Raw genomic sequence first — 21,772 nt, 5'->3', positions numbered from 1 at the left:
CCTATTTCAGCGGCAACGGCTTCTGGAATACATCCAAATCGGCCGGGTTTACGTCTTTGCCGACGTAGAACGGTTCCGATTTCAAGCCGACGTAGCGGATACCGGACCAGTTGAGAGGACGATAGATTTCCGCCTTCTTCGGCAGGTGGACGTCTTGGAGGATGAACTTGATAAATTCTTCCGGACCCGTACGGTCTACCATGTAGCCGATATGTTCCTTTCCGCCAGGAGCGGTCGGGTCAATATATTTCTTGGCAAAAGCATAGACGTTGGAGATAATCTTTACGACGCTGTCTTCATCGGCCCATTTAATAAAATCGACGCCCATACGCGGGTTCTTTTTGCCCGTACGGCCCAAGAGGGTGATGCGGAAATACTGTTCCTTGCTTCGCGTCCAGGCACGGTTCGGGCAGGCCCAGACACAGACGCCGCAGCCGATGCATTTTTCGACGTTGCGGACCGGGCGGAAGTTCTTCATCTGCAAGGCTTCTACCGAAAGCTGTTTGCACTTGCGGACGCACATGCCGCAGCTGACGCAGCGGCTGGGGTCGAACTGGGGTTCTGTCATGCCCATGACGCCAAAGTCGTGCATGCGAATCTTGTCGCAGTCATTAGGACAGCCGGTCAGGGCTACTTTGACGTGCAGGTCATTCGGGAAAATAGCCTTTTCAATCCGTTTAGCCAGGGCCGTCGTATCGTAGTTGCCGAAGGGGCAGACGCGGTTGCCGACACAGGCCATGACATTTCGTGTGCCCGAAGCTTCAAAACCAGCGCCTTTTTCGCTCTGATTGATGTCGAGTTCATCAATGATCGGCTGCAGGGCCTTCTTTACTTCTTCTACTTTTTCAAAGGGAATCCCCATGATTTCAAAGCCCTGACGGATGGTCAGATGGATTTCGCCATTGCCATATGTTTCTGCAATATGCTGGACCTGGCCCAGGACCTTGGCATTCAGGGACCCACCGGGTACACGGACACGGGCGGAAGCCATATTGCGATTTTTCGTTACTCGGAAAGCGTATTTTTTTAACTTGCCGCAATTCATTTCCATAATGTATCAGCCTCCTAGTCGATTAAGGTACGAAGTTCGGTGTATTTGAATACCGGCCCGTCCTGGCAGACGTAGACTTTGCCAATACGGCAGTGACCACATTTGCCGAGGCCGCAGCACATTTTGCGCGATTCAGAGAGCCAGATCTTTTCTTCATCGAAACCGAGTTTGATCAATTCCTGGATGGAGAATTTGATCATCATCGGCGGACCGACGACGACGGCGATGGCGTTGTCGAAGTCTTTGAGGGGCAGTTCCGGGATGTACTGGGTGACCAAGCCGACATGGCCGTCATAATTTCCTTCTTCCGGAGCCTTGTCGACCGTGCAGATGAAGTTCATGCCGTCGGCAATCCAGCGTTTGAGGTCTTCTTTGAAGAGGATGTCCGCCGGCGATTTGAAGCCGGAAATGACAGTCAGGCTCTTACATTCGTCCATGTGGTCGGCGAAGTAGTCGATGACGCCGTGGACCGGAGATAAGCCGGAACCACCGGTGACCAGGACGATTTCCTTGCCTTTGAACATGTTGACGTCGAAGCCATTGCCATAAGGCCCGCGCATGAAGAAGTGGCCGCCGACATAGTTTTCAAAGATTTCATCGGTCAGGCTGCCGACTTTACGGATGGTGAAATCCAGGGAATGGTCGGTAATGCCGCTGACAGAAATGGGAGCTTCGCCGTATTTCGGGATAGAGATTTCAAAGAACTGGCCCGGTTTGACCGGATGTTCTTTGCCACGGTCATAGGCCATCCGGAAAGTATATTCCACATCGGCATGTTTAATGACTTCTAAGATTTCCGAACGGAACGGTAAGTATTCGTTATTCATTCTCGGTGACCTCCTTCATGCCTTCCGGCAATTTGACATTGATGCAATGGCTGAGCGAAATGTATTCCGGACAGATGGCATCACAACGGCCGCAGCCCACGCACATCTGGAAACCGGAGCGCTGTTTAAATTCCAGCGTCTTATGGAGCACTTTGAAGCGCATCCGTTCGCCAGCCTTCTTGCGGAAGCAAAGGCCGCCGGCTACCAGGGTATAATCGTCGAACATACAGGATGTCTGCACGCGGCGGCGTTCGCCGGCTTTATGGTCTTCCGTGAAGAATACGTCCTGCATGGACCAGCAGGTGCAGGTCGGACAAGCCAGGGTGCAGCGGCCGCATTTGATGCAGCGCTTGTCGTATTCATCCCAGACGTGGGATTTGGCGATGGCCGACGAGAGGTTTTCCGGAATATGTACCTGCAGTTTGTTTTCGGTCACATGGTCGGGGACGACGTCGGCTTCCGGAGCCTTGGCTTCTGTAACGGCTTTTCCCAGGACGTCATCTTTGACATCGAGGAAATACTGGCCGTCTTTGAAATTCAAGGCGACATCGTAGTTATCACTGGTATTGGTGCCCATGGAAACGCAGAAGCAGTTTTCAAATTCCTGGCTGCAGCCCATGAGGACGAATTTGACGCGGTCGCGGACGCGTTTGTAGTAATAGTCTTCGGGACCATTCTGGAGATACATGTAATCGAAGCGCTTGATGGCGTGCAAATCGCAGCTGCGCAGCAAGATGATGGCGCCTTTTTCCGGAGCTTCGGCTTCGGTGACGGTATTTTCATTGAAATAGAACAAGGTCTGGCAAACCGGCAGCAAAACGTCTTTTGCCGAGTAGTCGGATCGTTTGTCCCAAACGATTTCTTCCGGCTTGGTGATCTTGCCATAGCGTACGATATCCTGCATCGAAGACCGCCCTGTACCTGCAAACAGTTTCGGAGCGTAAATGTCATACGTATCCGACCATTTGGCAAAGACCGTGTTCAATGCATCTGCATTTAATTGATAGCCCATGCTGTTACCCTCTTTCTAAAGAAATAAATGACAAATATAATGGATGAACAAATTATTTTTTTCACATACACCGTGACGACATCATAAGCCGCCTCGTTGACTTTATGATAACAGTCGGGAAAGAAAAAAACTGTTGCCGTAGCAACAGTTTTTTCTAAATTCTTCTAAATGCTATACTTTTTTATCATCTAAAATCGTTATCGTTGAGGAATCTAAATGTGTCATACTATTTGGAAGCTTGTTTTTCAAAAAGAATGACCATGCCGGAATATTCGGTCTTGACTATGCCTTTTTTGACTTTCGTAAAAGCCATTTCATCTTGGGAATCCTTGAGTTTAAAGCCGTTTTCCACTTCTTCCCAGTCGCCGCTGCTCTTTTCGCCTTTGATAACCGCCTTGGCGTCGCCGTCGGCTTCTAATTCAAGGACAAAACTACCAATGACTTTATTGACATCGAGACTGACACCGCTCATAGAAGCTTTCGTCGCCTTCCACGTGCCGACATATTCACTATTGGCATACTTATCGGACATACAGCCTGTGAGCATGACACAAAGCATGAGAACGGCAACTATTAGAAGACTTAATCGCGGCCTTATTTTTTTCCAGGTCATATTGCCTCACCTCTCTCCACATATAATTCACAAATGGGAAGGCCTTTCTTTGTTTTTATTATATATAAAATGTTCTTTTATGACACTGTAACTTATTACAGGTAATCCATGCTATTTTTGCATACAGAAAAGAGGCTGTCGTCTCACTGAAGACAGCCCCTTTTCTAAATAGCCATTATTCAAAATCGTTGTGGAATTTAATCTTGCGATATGTTTCAAAGGTCATCCATTTGTCGAAAAGTTCGGCATCGGAATTTTCCCCGGCCTTGGTATAATCCGCTTTAAAAGCAGCGAATTCCTGTGGCGAGTGAACGTTAATGGCAAAACCGCGGCCATTGACCAGGGGCTGTTCCGTATAGGCATAGCCATCAAGGGACAGGATGTTAGCCACTTTAGCGTCGCGGATTTCGACGGCAATCTTGTCGCGGAGGATAAGGATATCGAAGTTATCCGGATATGCGTAGGTTTCGCCCTTGGTCGGGATGGTATCACCGATGTGGTACTGGTGGAAGGCCGGTTTAGCCTTGGTGATATTGAGACTCTGCATACCGTAGAAGAAATCTTCAAAGACATCGCCGCGGGCCTTCAAGGAGCCATGGACGAAGGTGTGGTCGGCGTTGGTATCGTTGACGTCGATGACGACGCCGCAAGCCGAAGTCATGTTGGTGACGCGGTCGATGAGGATGAGTTCGCCCAGGACCTTGTGATGGCTGAAAGTATCGACGACAATCGGTTCCTGCAGGAAGAGCGTGCAGACGGCGATTTCGTTCTTCGTAAGGCTCGAAGCGCGCTTCTTTTCCCCTGTATTGACGTCGATGGTGTAATCGATGTCGCTGAGGACGCCGACGATTTCTTTCGTCCCCAATTTGACGACATATTCCTTGCCGACAGCCAGGTCCTGGTCATCCATCCAGAGCATGGTCGCCGTAATGCGCTGGCTCAGGGCGACGTCCGTTCCCTTGGTGAAGACACAGCCCCGGGATACGTCGACTTCGCGGTCGAGCTGGACGTTGACCGGCTGGCCTTTGACGGCCGACTCGACGGTATCGAAGCCGATGAGGATGGATTTGACCTTAGCTTCTTCTTTGCTGGGCAACGTTGTAATCGTATCGCCAACAGCTAAGGACCCACTTTCAATCTGGCCCTGGAAACCGCGGAAAGTATGATTCGGGCGGCAGACGCGCTGGATGGGCAGGTAGAAGCCTTCTTCTTTGTCTTCTTCAACGTTGACCGTTTCCAAATAATCGAGAATCGTCGGTCCCTGGTACCAAGGCATATTGGTCGAAGCCTTGGTGACGTTGTCCCCTTCCGTCGCCGAAACAGGAATGAGGACGACGTTGGCCAGTTCTAATTCGTCGCGGAGCTTGGCGATCTGTCCCTTGATTTCTTCAAAGCGTTCCTGGCTGTAGTCGGCCAGGTCCATCTTATTGATGGCGAAGATGAAATAGCGGATCCCCATGAGGGCGCAGATGCGGGCATGGCGGCGGGTCTGGACCAGGACGCCCTTGGTGGCGTCGATGAGGATAATGGCCAAGTCGGCAAAGGAAGCGCCGACAGCCATGTTGCGAGTATATTCTTCATGGCCCGGTGTGTCGGCGACGATGAAGCTGCGGTTATCCGTGCTGAAATAGCGATAGGCGACGTCGATGGTGATGCCCTGTTCCCGTTCGGCCATGAGGCCATCCAGGAGGAGCGAATAGTCGATGGCGCCGCCGCGGCTGCCGACTTTGCTTTCCAGTTCCAGTGCTTTCTTCTGGTCGGCATAAAGCAATTTGGCATCATAGAGCAGATGCCCGATGAGTGTCGATTTGCCGTCGTCGACGCTGCCGCAGGTAATAAATTTTAACAAGCCGTTTCCGTTTCTATCCATTTTAGAAATACCCCTCTCTCTTTCTGCGTTCCATGCTGCCGGCTGCTTCATTATCGATGACGCGGCTCGTCCGTTCCGACGAGACGGCGCTCAGTGTTTCATCGATGATGGCATCCAGCGTATCGGCATCGGATTCGATGCCCCCTGTCAAAGGATAGCATCCCAAAGTACGGAAGCGGATCTTCTTGTGCATGATTTCTTCTCCCGGCTTGAGGCGCATGCGGTCGTCGTCGACCATGATGATGTTGCCATCGCGATAGACGCAGGGCCGTTCTTTGGCGAAATACAAGGACACGATGTCGATGTTTTCCCGTTTGATATACTGCCAGATATCTTTTTCCGTCCAGTTGGAAATCGGGAATACGCGCATGCTTTCGCCTTTATGGATGTGCGTATTGTAGAGCTTCCACATTTCCGGGCGCTGGTTCTTCGGGTCCCAGGCCTGGGCTTCATTGCGGAAGGAAAAGATACGTTCTTTGGCGCGGGATTTTTCTTCGTCCCGGCGGCCACCGCCAAAAGCAGCGGTGAAGCCGTATTTGTTGAGCGCCTGCTTGAGGGCCTGGGTCTTCATGATATCCGTATAGGCTGCGCCATAGTCAAAGGGATTGACGCCCTGTTTGACCCCTTCCTGATTGATGTATTCAATGAGCTGCAGACCATATTTCTTCATGGTTTCATCGCGGAAGCGGATCATTTCTTTGAACTTCCACGTCGTATTGACATGGAGGAACGGGAAAGGCGGCTTTTCCGGATAAAAGGCCTTGAGGGCCAGGTGAAGCATGACAGAACTGTCCTTGCCGATAGAATAGAGCATGACCGGCTTTTCACATTCCGCGGCAACTTCGCGGATGATGTAAATCGCTTCGGCCTCTAACTTGTCGAGATGCGATAATGCACACATAATATGAATCCCCCTATGTTTTGATGTGTGATGTTTGATGTATGATGTTTGATGTGCGTCTATGCGTCAAACTTCAAACGTCAAACATCAAACGACAAATAAGAAATATACTGAATACTGGCGTTTTCCCTATCAGACTCAATACGAATTTGCCTGTTTTCGGTCGACAGTGATGGTCTTTTCCGTCCCGTCGGCCTGATGGATATGCCAATGCAGGTAATGGCCGTCCGCCGTGACGTTCATCGTGCTGCCCCGGCCACCCATGTCGGCGCCGAGGTAGAAGTCGATGGCCTGGACCGGACATTCCTTGACGCAGGACACACAGCCCCAACAGTCCTTGGGATAATGCATCCACGCCTTGCCCTGGTCGTTGCGGTCGATGAGGCTGCCCGGGCAGACGTCGATGCACTGGCCACAGCCGATGCATCGTTCCTGATTAATGCGTATGCTCATAAACGTCCCCTCCTGGTACTAAATCGCGGTAAATCATGTGGACCTGGCCGTCTTCGCCCAAGCGGGAGTTGACGTATTTCAGCCAGTCATCGCTTTGTTCCGGGTAATCGAGGTTTTCTGCAAAGGAATGCCACCGCGTTTCCTTGCGGGCCCGGAGATGGGCGATGAGGACCTTGCAGACCGTCAGCCGTTCGCGCAGTTCGTAGACGAAGAGCAGTTCATGGTAGTCGCTGGCGCCGACGTGGGCTGCCAGTTCCATGAGCTGGTCGATCTTTTCATCGGCCAGGTCGAGCTGCTTCTCGTTGTACTGGTAATGACTGCCGATGCCGCCGGCATAGGTGTCCATGACCTTCTGCATGGCTTCTTCCAGCTGTTCGACCGTGAAGAAACTGTCCCTTTCGCCGAGGGCGGCGTTGTATTCAGCCACTTTTTCGGCGAGGATGGCCTTTTCCTGGGCTTCATCGAGGCCCGTCGCATCGGTCAGGCCCTGGCGGACCATGTCTTTGGCGGCGATTTCCCCTTCGACCAGGGCACCGGTGACGTATTTCTGCGGGCAGCCACCGGCAACGTCACCTGCTGCATAGAGGTGGCGGATCGTCGTCTGGCGGTTCGTGTCGACCCAGTAGCCGCTGGCCGTATGGCCGCCGACGACATAGGGCTCAGTCCCTTCGATTTCGACGTTCTGCTGGCTCGGCAGCTTGCCCGATTCGATCCATTTCAAGGTCTGGCTCGGTGCCATGTTGAGATAGGCCTTGAGGAGCGATTCATCCTGGGCTGGCGTAATGCCTTCTGTGCCGAGATAACACGGACCGTTGCCGTCCAGCGTTTCCCGGACCGTGCCATAGAGCCGCTGAGAGGTGGTCAGGCCATATTTCTGTTCGTACACTTCGCCGCGGGCATTGATCTGCCTGGCACCGACGCCCTGGGCAATGGTCCCGGTCGGTGCAATGGTATCCTTGCAGCGCAGGGCGATGAATCGCATTTCAAAAGTCGTCATTTCGGCGCCGGCCCGGATGCCCATGGCGTAACCAGCACCCGTATTGAAAGGACAGTACCACATCTTGTGCCGGGAAAAGCCGGGATTGTTGGGCCGATATAGGCCGGCAGCGCCGCCAGTCGCACAGAGGACAGCTTTGGCCCGGATTTCATAGGCTGTACCCGTGCGGATATCAAAGCCCAAGGCTCCGGCGATGGTGTCATCGCGGACGATATAGTCAGTGATGTTCAAGTGGTTGATGACTTGGACATCATCGAGTTTCTTGACGGCGTCGGCCAGGATGGTCTTGATGTTCTCGCCGTTGATCTTGATGTTGCGCGTCCCGCGGGCGACGTATTCGCCCTGTTCATCCTTCAAGATGACCAGCCCCAGGTCTTCCAGCTTCTTCGTGACTTCGTTGAGGCCTTCGGACATGGTCAGGAGCAAGTCTTCCCGGACGATGCCGGCTGCGTCTTTCTTGGCGTAGTCGACGTAGAACTGCGGCGTATGGCCCTTGGTGATATAGGCATTCAAGGCGTTGACGCCGGCTGCCAGACAGCCGCTGCGGCGGATATCGGCCTTTTCGGCGATGACCACCGAGGCGTCAGACAGGCTGCGGAGGGTCAAAGCGGCATAACAGCCGGCCGTCCCGCCGCCGATGATGAGGACATCCGTATGGATGAGCTTCTCACTGGTAATCTGCATAGCATAAACTCCTTCATTAAATATAGAAAACGTCGGCCGAAGTCATGGCGCTGTTTTCTTTCAAATACGTCTTGTCGCCGTCGAGGACATACAAGCGGTAAATCAGGACCTGGACGGTCTCTCCGACATTCAAAGGCGGGTCGTCGAAAGAATATTCTCCATGGACGGCCAGGCCCTTGATGCGGACGGTCACGTCGAGATGGCTGCCCCGGAAGACGACGGCTTCGACGGTCCCTTCTTCGGCGGCACTGATATACTGCTTCATTGTACCGTATTTATAGATCTTGAGAAATTCCGGCCGGACAATGGCTTGTTTTCCTTGTCCGATGCTGAGAAACCCTGTGAGGATGTTGCAGTTATTGATGACAACCGGAGTTCCGATAAATTGAGCTACAAAAGGTGTCTGCGGCTGGCGGTATATGTCCAGCGGTGTGCCAACCTGTTCGATACGGCCGTGGTTGGTGATGATGATTTCATCGGCCACTTCGACGGCTTCATCCTGGTCGTGGGTGACGAAGATGCTGGTAATGCCGACGCGGTGGATCGTATCCTTCAGCCAGTTGCGCAGTTCCTGGCGGACCTTGGCGTCGATGGCGGCAAAGGGCTCATCCAGGAGCAGGACCTGGGGATTCGGTGCCAGAGCCCGGGCAAAGGCCACGCGCTGGCGCTGACCGCCGGAGAGCTGGTTGGGATAGCGCTTTTCCATGCCGGAAAGGCCGACGAGGTCGATCATTTCCAGGACGCGGCGGCGTATCTCATCTTTCGGCCGCTTCTGTATCTCCAGGCCGAAGGCGACGTTATCGAAAACGGTCATATAGCGGAACAAGGCGTAGTTCTGGAAGACGAAGCCGATGCCCCGCTTGGCAGCGGGAATGTCGTTGACCCGGCGGCCGTCGATGAAGATGTCGCCGCTGTTGGGATTCTCCAGGCCGGCCAGCATGCGCAGAATCGTCGTCTTGCCGCTGCCGCTGGGACCGAGGAGGGCGACGAGCTTGCCCTTGTCGATGCCAAAGGAAACGTCGCGCGACGCATGGAAGGAGCCGTAATTCTTTTCGATGTGTTTCATTTCGACATACATGAGCTTCACCTCCTTTACGATGACTTATCGGCCTTGGCTTCGAGGAAGGTCCGAAGGAGCAGGACGATAATGGCTAAGAGTACTAACAGAGATGATACGGCGAAGGCCGCCGTAATGGCATCGGCTGACCCTGACTGATAGAGGGCGTCGATTTCCAGGGGCAGCGTAAAGGTCTCGCCGCGCAGTTTGGACAAGGCGCTGACGGCCCCAAATTCGCCGAGGGCCCGGGCTGTACAGAGGACGATGCCGTAGAGCAGGGCCCATTTGATCTGCGGCAGGGTGATGCGGAAGAAAATCGTCCAGCCGCTGGCGCCCATGAGGGCTGCCGCTTCCTCTTCGTCGCGCCCATTGGTGCTGAGGACGGGGATGATTTCCCGGAAGACGAAGGGAAAGGTGACGAAAATCGTCGCCAAGATGACGCCGGGAATGGCGAAGACAATCTGGATATCCGTCCCCCAATAGTCGTTGAGGACTTCGATCCACTGGCCGATCCAGCCCATGCGGCCGAAAGTCATGATGAAGGCCAGGCCGGCGATGACCGGCGAAATGGAAAAAGGGATATCGATGAGTGTCGTCAAGAAGTGCTTGCCCCGGAAGTCGAATTTGGAAATAGCCCAGGCCGCGCCGAGGCCAAAGATTGTATTGACGATGACGGCGACGACCGTAGCCAGCAAGGTCAGGCGCAGGGCCGACAGGACGTACGGCGTCGTCAGGGCCTGGATGTAGAACTCCCAACCTTCGGCCAGCGAATTGACCAGGACCGACACCAGGGGGACGATGAGCATGACCACGACGAAGACGACGCTGATTGTGAGCAAGGCGATTTCCAGCTTGCTGTGTTTCATAATGGCTCCCCTCCTCTACTGGACGCGCCGGGCCTGATGGACCTGGATCATATTGATAGAAAACAAGGTGACAAAGGCGATGACCAGCATGGCCAAGGCAATGGCCGTAGCGCTGGCGTAATCGACGTAATTGAGCTTCTGCATGATGACGTAGGAAACGACCTGGGTGTGATGCTTGGCACTGTTGCCGGAAATATAGATGACGCTGCCATATTCGCCGAGACCCCGGGCAAAGGCTAGGCCAAAGCCTGTCAGCAAAGCCGGCCGCAGTTCCGGGAAAATGATGCGCCGGAAAATGGTGAACGGCGATGCGCCGAGCATGCTGCCCGCTTCTTCATACGTCGGGTCGAGCTTTTCCAGGACCGGCTGGATGGACCGGACGACGAAGGGAATCCCGACGAAGACCATGGCGATGGTCAGGCCGATCTTGGTATAGGCAATCTGTATGCCGTAGCTGGCAAAGAAACTGCCGAAGAAGCCCGTATCGGAATAGAGTTTGGACAAGGTGATGCCGGCGACGGCCGTCGGCAAGGCGAAGGGCAGTTCGATGACGCCGTTCAGGAGGCGCTTGCCCGTGAACTCATAGCGTACCAGGACCCAGGCCAGGATAAAGCCGAAGACGCAGTTCACCAGCGCCGCCAGGACGGAACAGGAAATGCTGGTGATGAAGGCGTTGCGGATACCGCTGTTGGTGATGAGCTTGGCATAGTCATTGGCCGTCAGTTGCAGTGAATGGGCCAGGACTGACGCCAGCGGGATGAGGATGAGCAGGGACAGCATAGTGATGCTCATGCCCATGGTCAGGCCGAAGCCGGGAATAATCTGATTGCGCCCGCCAGAACGGGCAAAAAAGTGTTTCATCCGGCTCCCCTCCTATTCGTTGCCGTTGACATCGGCCATGATCTTGTCGAACAAGGCATCGTCGTTGAAAAATTTGACATACGCAGCCTCCCAGCCGCCGAAATCGCTGATCTTGGTCAATTTGACATGCAAGTCGAAGCGGTCGGCATAGCGCTGAAGGATGTCCGGATTGGACGGCCGGAACCCGTTCTTAGCCGCCAATTCCTGGGCCTCATCGGAATAAAGGTACTGCAAGTATTGGCGGGCCGCTTCTTCGTGGCCCTTGCGCCGGGCCAGGCGGTCGACGACAGCCACGCTGGGCTGGGCCATGATGCTGATGCTGGGCACGACGAGTTCGAACTTGTCGGGATATTCGCGCATCGAATAAAGCGCTTCGTTTTCCCAGGCGATAAGGACGTCGCCTTGTCCGTTTTCGACAAAGGTCGTCGTCGAGCCGCGGGCGCCGGAATCCATGACCGTGACGTTGCGGTACAAGTCGGTCATGAAGGCACGGGTCTTGATCTCATTCCCCCCGAAATGGTCAAGGCCCCAGCTCCAGGCGGCCAGGAAGTTCCAGCAGGCACCGCCGCTGCTCTTCGGGTCCGGCGTAATGACGCTGACCCCGGGCTTTACCAGGTCATCCCAGTCGCGTATCCCTTTCGGGTTCCCCTTGCGGACCAGGAAGACGATGGTCGACGTGTACGGCGCCGAATCGTTGGCGAAATCGCTTTGCCAGCCTTCATGGATGAGACCGGCTCTTTCGATGAGCGATATATCGTGGGCCAGGGCCAGGGTCACGACATCAGCCCGGCTCCCTTCGATGACCGACCGGGCCTGACTGCCCGATCCGCCGTGGGACTGGATGATGCGGATGTCCTTGCCGGTGGTCTCCCGATAGTGTTTCTGGAACAATTCATTATATTCTTTATATAACTCACGGGTCGGATCATACGAGACATTGGTCAGGGTCATCGTGCCGCCGCCATCGGCTGTATCGCTGCGCCCGCAGCCAGCCAATGCCCCCGCGGCGGCTAATACCGCTGTGAAAGCCAGTATAGCTATGATATGTTTTTTCTTCATGTTCTTTCCCCCTCTATACCGGCTGTATCTTTATTTCTTTACCCCTCGAATAAAGCCGTCGATAAGTAGCGTTCGCCGCCGTCCGGCAGGAGGACGACGATGGTCTTGCCTTCATTTTCCGGCCGGCTGGCCAGTTCCAGTGCCGCCTGCAGCGACGCGCCGGAAGAAATACCGACCAGGAGGCCGTCCGTCTTGGCCACTTCCCTGGCCCGGCCGTAAGCATCTTCATTGGATACGTCGATCACATCATCTACGAGAGACATATCCAATACTTTCGGGATGAACCCGGCGCCAATCCCCTGAATGGCGTGCGGTCCCGGCCGGCCGCCGTGCAGGACAGCCGAATCTTTCGGTTCGACAGCGACGATCTGGACGTCCGGCTTATGGCCTTTCAGGCCCTGGGCTGTACCGGTGATGGTGCCGCCCGTGCCGACGGAAGAAATGAAGATGTCTACCTTTCCGTCCGTATCGCGCCAGATTTCTTCAGCCGTCGTCTGCCGATGGATGGCCGGATTGGCCGGATTGTCGAACTGCTGGGGAATGAAGGCATTGCCGTAAGAATCCCTCAATTCTTCGGCTTTGCCGATGCTGCCGCGCATCCCCTCGATGCCCGGTGTCAGCACGATTTCTGCCCCCAGGGCCGACACGATCTTGCGCCGTTCCAGGCTCATCGTGTCAGGCATAGTCAAGATCAGGTGCAGCCCCTTCACGGCGGCGACCAAGGCCAGGCCGATGCCCGTATTGCCGCTGGTCGGTTCGATGATGACCGTATCCTGATCGATTTTCCCCTGACGAATCCCCTCTTCAATCATCGCCGCTGCGACGCGGTCCTTGACGCTGCCCAAGGGATTCATGTACTCCAGCTTGGCCAGGACCCGGGCCTTGAGGCCGTGCCGGGCCTGCCAATGAGTCAGTTCCAAAAGCGGCGTGTTGCCGATTAGTTCAGTCAAATACTTTGCCACATGCTCCATATACTCAGCTCCTTCTTGGCAAAAGAAAAGCGCCACCTGATACATGCAGATGGCGCTATAAATAGACGTATGCCCATGACTTCATCTGCCAGGTTGTTCCTGCTGGAATTGGCACCTTACCTACGTAGGTTGCCGCAGCGTCATCGGGCCAGTCCCTCGGCTGCTCTGGATGAATAGGTTTCGTATTGTATTGTCCTTATGAATGGTTGTACAATACGATCATATCGTACAACACATGATGGTCAAATTTTTTAAGTACCCCATGATAACATACCTCTCGATTCGATGACTAAGAATAAATGGCTTCCTATCGGAAACGTTACTGAGATTGTACACTTTACTCAGTATATTGTCAAGGGATTTTAAGCGAAAACTTTCACAATTTATAATTAAAACGTTATACTTTTGACTCTAAATAAGTATTTAACTTTATAAATTACATTTTTTATAAGTAAAAAGGGTCCGTTGCATATGCAACAGGCCCTTTTTAGGGGTTAGCCGTTAGTGTCTAACTGCTAATGGCTGATAGCTAACTGCACTCTGCGGGACGCCCTTTGGGCGTCCCCTACGAACTGCTAACTGCTAGCTGCTGACACTCTCAATGCGTAGCCGTCGGCTGGGCGTCTTGGTGTGCCGTCTTATCGTCGGCGTGGATGAGTTCTTTGCCGCAGTGGTAGACGATGGAGACAGCCAGGACCATGAGAGCAATGGCCAGGACGAACTGCAGGCCTTCGATGAGGAGCGACCAGTTGCCCGAAGCGATCTTAATGATCAGGGCGTAAGCCGATTCGACGAGAGCCGTCATGGTGACGCAGAACATGACGACCATCGGGACGTAGAGCATGAAGCTCTTGCGGCCTGTCGTCTTGAGGAAGACCGTCAGGCAGATGAGGACCATGGCCGAGAGCAGCTGGTTGGCCGAGCCGAAGAGCGGCCAGATGTTCATGTAGCCGCCGAGGCAGAGCAGGAAGCCGAAGAAGAGCGTGATGACCGTGGCGAAATATTTGTTGACGCAGATTTTCTGGATTGTCGTCATTTCCTGTCCTTCATCGACGCTGAAGAGTTCCTGGAAGGACATACGGCCGATACGGCCGACGGCATCGAGGGTCGTCAGGGCCAGGGCGGAAACGCACATGGTCATGATGCAGGCAGCGGCGGTCTGGGACAGGCCGAACATGGTGAAGAAGCCGGCGACAGCGCCGGAGAAAATCTGGAAGGGCGTACCCGAAGCGACGTGGCCGTTGGAAGCGGCGGCGCAGGCGATGACCAGGGATACGACGCCTAAGACCGATTCGACGCACATGGAACCATAGCCGACGAAGACGGCATCCTGTTCCTTATCCAGCGTCTTCGACGACGTACCGGACGAAACGAGGCTGTGGAACCCGGAAACAGCCCCGCAGGCGATGGTGATGAACAGGATCGGGAACAAATCCTTGCCGCCGACAGAGAAGGACGTGAAGGCCGGCATGTTCAGCGTCGGCTGAGCGATGAAGATGCCGATGACACCGCCGGCGATCATCATGAGCAGCAGGAAGGCGCTGATATAGTCACGCGGCTGTTTCAAGAGCCACATGGGCATGATGGACGCAAAGAAGATGTAAGCGAAGATGATGTACAGCCAGGTCATGCGGTCCAGATAAATCGGCAGGTCGATGCCGACGTAGAGCATGGCGATCAAGAGGACGATAGCAATGACGAAGCGGACTTTTTCGCTGGGGTTGAACTTCTTGATGAACAGGCCAAAAGCGATGGCGACGAAGATGAACAACATGGAAATGGAAGCGGCAGCGGCATTGGGCAGGACCATGGAACCATCCTTGGCGAAGCCGTTGAACGTCGTAGCGACGATATCGCCGAAAGCGGCGATGACCAGCAGGCTGAAGACCCAGCAGAAGAGCAGGAACAGGCGGCGGCCCGTCGTGCCGATATACTTTTCGATGAGGACGCCCATAGATTTGCCGTCATTCTTCATGGACGCATAGAGAGCGGCAAAGTCCTGGACAGCGCCGAAGAAGACGCCGCCGATCATAAGCCATAAGAAGGCCGGCAGCCAGCCGTACGCAGCGGCGATGATCGGACCCGTGACAGGGCCGGCACCGGTAATGGACGAGAACTGATTGGCAAAAACCGTGAATTTCGAAGACGGCGTATAATCCTGACCGTCTTCCAGGCGATGAGCCGGCGTCAGGGCGTTGGGATCGATGCCCCACGTCTTGGCCAGCCACTTGCCGTAGAACCGATAGGCTACCGCCAAGATGACGATAGCACAGGTGACTAAAACAACACCATTCATATGAATACCTCCTACAAAAAATATGCTGCAGAGGATGCGCGAAGGTACGCAGGATACAATAAATGCAGTAAATGAATAACAAAAAGCTCTGCTATGATTTTTTCGCTCGCCTCTGTACCTGTAGGTATATCACGATTAAAATGGCCTGTCAAATATACTATTAAGTCATCGTCGGCGTTTTACTTATATTTTTTAAGTATAAAAAAGAGATTAAACGTTATGATTCTGTTTAACCTCTTTAACATCTTATATGCCTTTATGACAATGATTTATATTTTATGGATTTTAATTTTTTTACTCATCAATGGCCGGATACACTGGCCTGGCTCGTCGGACCGGCCTGGCTGTGCTGGGCCGCGCGCGGACGGCGTACCCGTTTCTTCCGGGCAGCGGCTTTTTTGGCATTGGCTTGAAAATTGGCGACAATCGTCCGGGCCAGCCAGCCCATGAGACAGCCTGTCAGCAAGATTTTGACAGCCAGCAAGTCCCACGTCGTCGATAATAACAAGGCCAATACGACAAAAATAGACGTAACGATCGTTTTATTCATGAACAAACACATCTCCCCTATCGATATACAAAAAATTCATTACATCAACTTTAATTATATACTTTTTTCATGAATAAGGCAAGATTAGGCCTGCCCCTTGAATTTATGGATGAGCCCCGTGCGGTGGGTCACGCCGAAGCAGTGATTTTGTAAACTATCCCGGTATACATGGGCCTTTTGGGCATGGTATACTTATAAAAAACGTATAGTGTGAAAGGATGCATCCATGAAAAAGAACGCTTTTCAGCTATGGAAAACAGCCGCCTGCCTGACCGCGGCCGTACTCATCCCCCTCGGCCTGTCGGCGTTATCGCCAGCCGCCCCGGAAAGGCCTGTGGAAGAGACGGCGCCCTTGGAGGAGCAGGAAATCCCGGTTACGGAAAAAAGCACGTATCCCTATATCGAAATCCACGGCGACTACCGCTGGCTCTGGGGACGGGGCCAGTTCCGTGCCGATAGTTTTCCTGCGCCCAATAAGGTCCGCCGCCATGATGAACGGGTCTACCTGGCGACGCGCCGCCTGCGCCTCTTCCCCTTCGTCCACTTTGACGAAGGGACGTCGCTGCGCACGCAGCTCGAAGACCTGCGCAACGATAAAGAGCCTAACGCCAACCATCACTTATATCTCGGCCGCCTCTACGTACAGCACGAACAAGACCGGCTCAAAGTCGAAGCGGGCCGGTTCAACTACTATCTCCTGGACGGCAACGTCATCGACAAAAAAGTCGACGGCTTGCGCCTGCGCCTGGGCCAGCGGAATGACAATCTGGGCAGCCTGACCTTCTTTGCCGGCCGCACGACGGGCGCTGACGACAGGCATCGCCAGCGGGGTTGGAGCCTGCTCCACAGCAGCCAGTACGGCCGGCTGAAAAGCGACGCAGCCTATCTCGATTTCCACCGCATCCAGTCCCTGCCGCCGTCAGGGCCGAGCCGGGCCGGCACGGGCTTTGACCGGCAGCGCATCGCCGAATGGCGCCTGATGTATGAGCTGACGCCGAAACTCACAGCCAGCCTGGACCTGCTCCAAGCCTGGGGCCGTCACGGCGCCGATGGCTATGATACGACCGATTCAGGCTTCGTCGCCGCCCTGACCTATGGTCATCTCGACGAGCGGCAAAAAGGTTCGTATGAAGCCTGGATACGCTATTACGACCAGCCGTCGGCGTCTATCCTCTACCATACCATGGACGGCGATACGACCTTCTTCCGCCGCATGGACTTTCGCGGCTGGGGCGCCCGTCTGGATTACATCGTCTGTCCAGGCCTGGACTGGGCCATCGAAGGCTTTTCCCTGAAGAACCGTCACGACACGGTCTGGACGGGAGACTTCCGGGAAACGGTCATCGGCACGAGCCTGACGGCTTACTTCTGACGGGACGGGGCATAGCCCTTATCGGCGGCTTCAACTGCCAGGCCGATCAGGCTTTTGTGGCCCGTCTTGCTGAGCATATTGCTGATGTGGAAGCTGACCGTCCGCTTGCTGATCTGCAGTTCATCAGCGATTTCCTGATACGACAGGTTCTGACAGACCAGACGCAGGATATCCAGCTCCCGGTCCGTCAGGCTGATATGGCAGGCCCCAAAGGTCACTTTTTCCCGTACATCCGGGAACAGGTGCTCCCCGGCCAAAGTCCGCTCCAGGCAGTCGATGAAATCACGGGCGGCACTCTCTTTGTAGATGAAGCTGTCTGCCCCAGCGTCGCGGGCCATTTCAATAAAGCTTACATCCTGGAACCCGGTCATGATGATAACCTTCTGGCCGGGGTATTTCTTTTTCAGGCACCGCGTCAGGGCGATGCCGCTGTTCTTCCCTTCCATGCAGATATCCAGGAGGATGGCGTCGGGCCGGAACCGGTTGCAAGCCGGTTCGACGAGTTCCGAAAAAGACAGGGTACTGACGACTTCAATATGCCGCTGGCCTTCAAATATTTTCTTCAATCCTTCAAGCAAGATTTTTTGGTCGTCTACGATGATCAGTCGGATCATGGTTCTCCCCCATTTCTACAGTAATGATAAAGTGCGGTGTCTTGGTCAGCGTCAGACGGCCGCCTAACGCCCGTACCCGCTGCTCCATAGCCTGCAGGCCCGTACCGGTCTGGATGGGGCCCGGACAGCCCTGGCCGTCGTCGGCAATGACTAAAGCAGGCTGCCGGCCGGTACCGAAGGTCACGGCAATCGACCGGGCCTGGCCGTGGAGCAAGGCGTTGGTCATGGCCTCGCGGATGATGCGCACGAACTCCCCGGCCCGCCGGGTATCGGCAGGCAACATCCCTTCTACCGTCACGGCGATGCCCAAGTTGCGGTACGTCGTCACCAAGGCATCTAACCGTTCTTGCGGATTGGCCACGGCATCACGCCGCAAATCGGACAGGACATCTTCGACGAGCGGCAGGATTTCGCCGTAATCGCTGACATTCGGGTTATTCAGGAGCTGCTGCAAGATAGTGATGCGCTGACCCAGGAGGTCGTGTATCTTATAGCGGAGGCTCTCCGTCGTCTGCCGGGTCTGAAGGGCTACGAGGCCGTCGAGGACGTCTTTCATTTCTTCATTGCGCTGTTCCAGGACAGCGTTCTTCTGGGCCAGTTCCCGGTTCAAGCGATGAAGGGCCGTCACATTGGCTGCCGTAATCTGCCAGCCCGACTGGCGGCGGAAGCGGATAGGGCGCCGCTGCAAGAGCCAGGCCTGGCCAGAATCCCAACGAAAGAGCAGATCCCGGCCCTGGCGTTCCATAGAAAGGCCGGGGCGATTGCCACAAAAGGGCAGGAGATGCCAGAAGATGTTGGCATTGCGGACGACTGTGCCGACGAGCTGTTCCATGACGGCATACATGGTAAAGTTGACCAGCACAGGCTCGCCCTTTTCCCAGCTGATGAGGATTCCTTCATCAAGGCAGTCTACGGCCGTCTGGATGGAGCGGGCCGTCAGACGTTGCTGATACTGGTTGTAAGTCCGTGGAAAGATGCGGATCAGGCGCCAGGCCAGACAAACCAGGGCCAGGACCAAAGAGCCTGGCAGCCAGTCATCGAAAACGGGCAGCAACAGGATAGACGCTGCCAGAACCCAGAGGCTGCCTGCCTGACGGTCATGGATCCAGTACACAGCACCTGCCGTCCCGGCCAAGGCGGTGCTGTAGCGCCAGAAATCCGTCGCTTCGTCGTAGACGATACCATTCAGGCTGTCCGTGTAGACTTCATACAAAATAGTCGCCACCGCCATAAGCAGGAGCAAGCTGCTCCCTTCCAAGCATTTGCGGCCGAGCTGGCGAAACTGGGCCTGCGGCATGAGGTAATAATAGAGGACGCTGTTAGCTAGGAAAAGACAGAGAATCACACCGATGAACAGGACGACGACATACGTCGGCAAGGTATAGAGATTAACCATGGTCCCCCTCCTTTCCCACACAGACGGTCAGCCGCCGGCCATAGCCTGTATCGTCACAGTCCACGGCGACGTCATAAGCGGCCAGGCCTTGCCACACAGGCAGCCAGTCTGGGCCTTCGGCTTGTTCCAAGACCAGGGAAAAGATCCAGTCCTTCTCCGATTCTCGGAACTGACAGAGCCAATACGATTCATGTTGAGCCAGGGCCGCCTCCCCCACCTCTTCAAAGACATCATATAAGGTCAGGGCTGCCGACGCCAGCAGTCTCCCTGACAGGTCGAAACCGACCCGTCCCTGGAGGCCGGCCTGGTCCAGGTACCGCTGCGATTCCTGCAGGGCCAGGAACAATTCCCGGGCATCGAGGGTCCCGTCTTCCCGTCCCCGCAGCAGGAGGACACAGCGCTTTTTCAGATAACAGGCCAAAACGTGGAGCCGGCAGACGACGGCATCCGTATCGGGACCGGGGCGGGCCGTCTTGAGATAGGTCAGGCGTTCTTCGATAGCCGGGCGCTTCTGAGCAATGATTTCTTCCAACTCCCTATAGATGCGCTGACGGACCTGACGGTCCACGGCTTGGCGGCGGATGGCACCCGCTCGGCAGCGCAGTTCATATGACCGGGTCAGGGCCCGGTTGACACGGCGCAGGGCGGCCTGTTTTTCCCGCAAAGGGCGGATATCCCGATACCAGCGGACCCAGCCGCCGCGGATGGGCATGGACTGGGCTTCCCAATCGGCCTGTACTTTGCGCGCTATGTCATGCGAAGCATAGCAGACGCGGCCTGTATCGTCATAGAGCTGCATGGCTAGGTTGGACTGGCGGAAAAATTCGACATAGCCTTCATTGGCCGGAACGAACCGCCCTTTAATGACGATTTCCAGCCAGACCAAGGTACAGATGACCGTCATCAGGACCAATTCGGAACGAAAGATATTTAGCAGTCCCCAGGCGTAGCCGATAACATAGCCGCCATACACAAGGGTACAGGCCAGGGGCAGGACCAGCCGCCAAGACGGGCCTACGCGCTGGTGCAGGGATGTATAACAGAGGACACCGTTGACGGCTAAGAACTCGGCTCCATAAGAGAAGGCCAAGAGAAAATATAAGGGACCATAGCCGTGGTTGCTGTCAGCTGCGATGACACCAGCCGAAAAGGTAAAAGCCCATTGGTGGAAATCATTGGTCATGACAGCAACTGCCAGGAGCATATTCCCCACGAAGACGGCCTTCAGCCATGACGGACAAGGACGGGTCAGGCCGATGTGAGAGGCGACATAGCCAATCCAGACCAATAGAGAAATGAGGAGCCCGTAAAAGAGATAATAACTATACCAGCTCCAGCGAATCCCATCAGCCCAAAAAACGGGAAAGCTCAATTTGAAACAGCGGATCAATATCCAGGCACAGAGAGTGATGATGACGCCGAGATAGGCCTGGCGGACAGGCGGCTGCAGGACCTGGCGCCGCAGGCGGCATCCCCAGAGGATGACCAGGAACAACGCTGCCATATACCAGGTCAGGTGGTTGATACCTGTCAAGCTGGTAAGCCGGTAAACCTTGGAAAGTCGGTAATCGATTTGTCGGGAAATCTTGTCAGCTTCTTGGAAAAGCGTTTCGTTTTCTGAAACATATTGGCTTGGAGATGGTGGAATCAAGGTGTAACCTTGAGATATTAATATTTCCGATAACTTATAGTCATCCAAAGCCAGTGGGCGTTTAGCTAGCAAGCCTTTCTGAAACGATAAGGTCCCTTCAACAGGGACGACAAGATGAATAGGCGCTCCCCGGTGCTGCCACTGCCGGGCTTGGTAATCGAAGAGGATCCATACCTGGGCCGATAAATGCTGCGGTCCTTCTGCCATCTGCAAACGCCCTTGTTCCTGGATGCGCTGCAGCAGGTCCATCCCGGCTTGGCCAGACAGATTCCCGTCCAGGCCATAGCTCATGGCTTGCATGAAAAAGAGAGACTCTGGTTCATCGGCCGTCAGCGCCAATGACACTGGTGCCGCTGCCAGGCTCTGCCAGCCTGTGATAGGAAAAGGACAGGTATCGGCTACGGCCAGGACGACCGTCGCCGTATAGTGAGGATACCAATAATAAGGAATACGGCGATTCTGCTGTAAGACCGCGGCCTGGACGTCGTAGGCCTCGATGGCCAGGACATCCTCTTCAGACAACCGGCGCAGCAGCTGGGACGAAGGCTGGCCCTGCACCTCTTCCCCTGCCAGTTCCGTCAAGGTCCGGCCATAAGCCTGGCCATGGTCGTGATCATACAAAAGGACCGCCCCAGGGACTACGGTAAATGCCAAGAGCCAAAAGAGACAGC

General features: G+C 54.8%; 19 protein-coding genes and 1 riboswitch. Of the genes, 1 reads left to right on the top strand and 18 read right to left on the bottom strand.

Translation table 11 applies throughout. The features are described from left to right. Window position 1: 1 nt before the first annotated feature. The 15 genes from asrC to C6362_RS10625 form a co-directional block, all read right to left on the bottom strand. Window positions 2-1,051 (bottom strand): sulfite reductase subunit C, encoded by a 1,050-nt coding sequence (gene asrC, locus C6362_RS10695; protein WP_014016652.1) that lies wholly within the window; start codon window positions 1,049-1,051, stop codon window positions 2-4. 14 nt (window positions 1,052-1,065) lie between these two features. Next, window positions 1,066-1,878 (bottom strand): anaerobic sulfite reductase subunit AsrB, encoded by an 813-nt coding sequence (asrB, locus tag C6362_RS10690; protein WP_014016653.1) that lies wholly within the window; start codon window positions 1,876-1,878, stop codon window positions 1,066-1,068. Then, window positions 1,871-2,890 (bottom strand): anaerobic sulfite reductase subunit AsrA, encoded by a 1,020-nt coding sequence (gene asrA, locus C6362_RS10685; RefSeq protein ID WP_014016654.1) that lies wholly within the window; start codon window positions 2,888-2,890, stop codon window positions 1,871-1,873. The genes asrB and asrA overlap by 8 nt, the downstream gene beginning before the upstream one ends. A 226-nt stretch (window positions 2,891-3,116) precedes the next feature. Next, complete coding sequence (locus C6362_RS10680) at window positions 3,117-3,449, bottom strand: hypothetical protein (protein ID WP_041647243.1); 333 nt, start codon at window positions 3,447-3,449, stop codon at window positions 3,117-3,119. A 229-nt stretch (window positions 3,450-3,678) separates the two neighbouring features. Continuing rightward, the gene (locus C6362_RS10675) at window positions 3,679-5,373 is read right to left on the bottom strand and encodes a sulfate adenylyltransferase subunit 1 (RefSeq protein WP_014016656.1); all 1,695 of its coding nucleotides are present in this window, start codon (window positions 5,371-5,373) and stop codon (window positions 3,679-3,681) included. Window position 5,374: 1 nt separating this feature from the next. Further along, window positions 5,375-6,274, bottom strand: coding sequence for a sulfate adenylyltransferase subunit CysD (gene cysD, locus C6362_RS10670; RefSeq protein WP_014016657.1), 900 nt, complete (start codon window positions 6,272-6,274; stop codon window positions 5,375-5,377). Between the two features lie 138 nt (window positions 6,275-6,412). Next, a complete protein-coding gene (locus C6362_RS10665; RefSeq protein ID WP_014016658.1) occupies window positions 6,413-6,727 on the bottom strand; it encodes a 4Fe-4S dicluster domain-containing protein in 315 nt (104 codons plus the stop codon). After that, a complete protein-coding gene (locus tag C6362_RS10660; protein WP_014016659.1) occupies window positions 6,711-8,408 on the bottom strand; it encodes an adenylyl-sulfate reductase subunit alpha in 1,698 nt (565 codons plus the stop codon). Before C6362_RS10660 ends, C6362_RS10665 begins: the two co-directional genes overlap by 17 nt. A 16-nt stretch (window positions 8,409-8,424) precedes the next feature. Next, complete coding sequence (locus tag C6362_RS10655) at window positions 8,425-9,486, bottom strand: sulfate/molybdate ABC transporter ATP-binding protein (RefSeq protein WP_014016660.1); 1,062 nt, start codon at window positions 9,484-9,486, stop codon at window positions 8,425-8,427. A gap of 14 nt (window positions 9,487-9,500) precedes the next feature. Beyond that, on the bottom strand, window positions 9,501-10,331 hold the full coding sequence (locus C6362_RS10650; protein WP_014016661.1) for a sulfate ABC transporter permease: 831 nt from the start codon (window positions 10,329-10,331) through the stop codon (window positions 9,501-9,503). 15 nt (window positions 10,332-10,346) lie between these two features. After that, complete coding sequence (gene cysT / locus C6362_RS10645) at window positions 10,347-11,192, bottom strand: sulfate ABC transporter permease subunit CysT (RefSeq protein WP_014016662.1); 846 nt, start codon at window positions 11,190-11,192, stop codon at window positions 10,347-10,349. A gap of 12 nt (window positions 11,193-11,204) precedes the next feature. Continuing rightward, window positions 11,205-12,251 carry a sulfate ABC transporter substrate-binding protein gene (locus tag C6362_RS10640; RefSeq protein ID WP_014016663.1) on the bottom strand — a complete coding sequence of 349 codons (1,047 nt, stop codon included), beginning with the start codon at window positions 12,249-12,251 and terminating at the stop codon, window positions 11,205-11,207. Window positions 12,252-12,289: 38 nt separating this feature from the next. Next, window positions 12,290-13,222 carry a cysteine synthase A gene (cysK, locus tag C6362_RS10635; RefSeq protein ID WP_014016664.1) on the bottom strand — a complete coding sequence of 311 codons (933 nt, stop codon included), beginning with the start codon at window positions 13,220-13,222 and terminating at the stop codon, window positions 12,290-12,292. A gap of 78 nt (window positions 13,223-13,300) precedes the next feature. Continuing rightward, window positions 13,301-13,398, bottom strand: a riboswitch (SAM riboswitch). Window positions 13,399-13,820: 422 nt separating this feature from the next. Beyond that, window positions 13,821-15,518 (bottom strand): carbon starvation CstA family protein, encoded by a 1,698-nt coding sequence (locus tag C6362_RS10630; RefSeq protein ID WP_014016665.1) that lies wholly within the window; start codon window positions 15,516-15,518, stop codon window positions 13,821-13,823. 301 nt (window positions 15,519-15,819) lie between these two features. Continuing rightward, the gene (locus tag C6362_RS10625; RefSeq protein WP_014016666.1) at window positions 15,820-16,068 is read right to left on the bottom strand and encodes a hypothetical protein; all 249 of its coding nucleotides are present in this window, start codon (window positions 16,066-16,068) and stop codon (window positions 15,820-15,822) included. 226 nt (window positions 16,069-16,294) lie between these two features. On the opposite strand from C6362_RS10625, the gene C6362_RS10620 reads away from it, so the two are divergent. After that, entirely contained in the window at window positions 16,295-17,440 is a 1,146-nt protein-coding gene (locus tag C6362_RS10620; protein WP_014016667.1) for a hypothetical protein, read from the top strand. Here the strand turns inward: C6362_RS10620 and C6362_RS10615 are convergent. Genes C6362_RS10615 through C6362_RS10605 form a run of 3 tightly spaced genes read right to left on the bottom strand, consistent with a single transcriptional unit; the run spans window position 17,431 to window position 21,755 of the window. Further along, a complete protein-coding gene (locus tag C6362_RS10615) occupies window positions 17,431-18,054 on the bottom strand; it encodes a response regulator transcription factor (RefSeq protein WP_014016668.1) in 624 nt (207 codons plus the stop codon). The genes C6362_RS10620 and C6362_RS10615 overlap by 10 nt on opposite strands. Continuing rightward, window positions 18,011-19,450, bottom strand: a complete 1,440-nt coding sequence (locus C6362_RS10610) for a sensor histidine kinase (protein WP_014016669.1) — start codon at window positions 19,448-19,450, stop codon at window positions 18,011-18,013. The genes C6362_RS10615 and C6362_RS10610 overlap by 44 nt, the downstream gene beginning before the upstream one ends. After that, complete coding sequence (locus C6362_RS10605; RefSeq protein WP_157868805.1) at window positions 19,443-21,755, bottom strand: hypothetical protein; 2,313 nt, start codon at window positions 21,753-21,755, stop codon at window positions 19,443-19,445. Before C6362_RS10605 ends, C6362_RS10610 begins: the two co-directional genes overlap by 8 nt. Between the last annotated feature and the right edge of the window lie 17 nt (window positions 21,756-21,772).

Origin of the sequence: Megasphaera elsdenii DSM 20460 (genome assembly GCF_003010495.1) — a bacterium.
Taxonomy (GTDB): Bacteria; Bacillota; Negativicutes; order Veillonellales; family Megasphaeraceae; genus Megasphaera; species Megasphaera elsdenii.
This window is presented reverse-complemented; position numbering and strand designations above follow the sequence as displayed.